General features: G+C 71.7%; 1 protein-coding gene. It reads right to left on the reverse strand.

The window, feature by feature from the left end; translation table 11 throughout:
• Positions 1-162: 162 nt before the first annotated feature.
• On the reverse strand, positions 163-1,155 hold a 993-nt coding region (locus DK459_RS19965), incomplete at its 5' end, for a sulfite reductase flavoprotein subunit alpha (RefSeq protein ID WP_110135242.1).

Below are 1,155 nucleotides of genomic sequence, written 5' to 3' on the forward strand. Positions count from 1 at the left end.
GCCGCGGGGATGGGCATGATGGGCCCGGGCGCCGGGCTGGCGGCCGACGACCCGCACGATCCCCCGGGCGGCGCACGCTAGCGTGCAATCGCCGGTCGAACTCCTTCGGGCCGTCCTCGCGCGCTGGACGGTCACATCGACGGCGCAGTCCGCGTCGTCCTCTCAATACACGTCGCGCACATAACGCTTGTCCGCCGTCATGCGCGCCAGGTAGGCCGCGGCGGCGTCGGCGTCCATGCCGCCGTGTTCCGCCACCACCCGCCTGAGCGTGGCGTCCACGTCGCGGGCCATTTGCGCGGCATCGCCGCAGACATAGAAATGCGCGCCCTCCTGCAACCATGCCCATAGCTGCGCGCCATGCTCGCGCATGCGGTCCTGCACGTAGACCTTGGCGGCCTGGTCGCGTGAGAACGCCAGGTCCAGCCGCGTCAGCAGGCCGTCGTCGCGCAGCGCCTGCAGTTCGTCGCGATAGTAGAAATCGCTGGCCGCGTGCCGCTCGCCGAAGAACAGCCAGTTGCGGCCGCGGTCGCCGCGCGCCCGCCGTTCCTGCAGAAAGGCGCGGAACGGCGCCACGCCGGTGCCGGGTCCCACCATGATCATCGGCGTGTCGCCCTGGCGCGGTGGACGGAAATGGCTGGCTTCCTGCACGAAGACCGGCACGTCGGCCTCGCCGGCGCGGTCGGCCAGGAAGGTCGACGAGACGCCCTTGCGTTGCCGTCTGCCGTTGTCGTAGCGCACGGCGGACACGGTCAGGTGGACTTCGCCAGGATGCGCCTTGGGGCTGGAGGCGATGGAGTACAGGCGCGGCTGCAAGCGCTTGAGCGCGCCCAGCCACGCCTGCGCCGGCAGCGTCACCGGAAACGCGTGCAGCACGTCGGCCAGTTGCTTGCCCCACAGCCATTGGCGCAGGTCGGCGCGGCGCTCCTCTGCCAGCAATTGCCGCAGGCCGGGATCGCGGCTGTGCTCGGCGATCAACGCCAGCGCGGCCGGTGCCGGTCGCGCGATTTCGTAATGGGCGGACAGCGCCCGGGCCAGCGGCATGTCGCCCGCGCCCGGCACGCTGGCCACGGCATCGCCCGACAGGCCGGCCTGCGCCAGCAGTTCTTCCACCAGCTCGGGACAGTTCAGCGGCCATACGCCGAGGGCGTCGCCGGC

Origin of the sequence: Achromobacter sp. RW408 (assembly GCF_003184165.1) — a bacterium.
Classification (GTDB): Bacteria; Pseudomonadota; Gammaproteobacteria; order Burkholderiales; family Burkholderiaceae_B; genus Achromobacter; species Achromobacter xylosoxidans.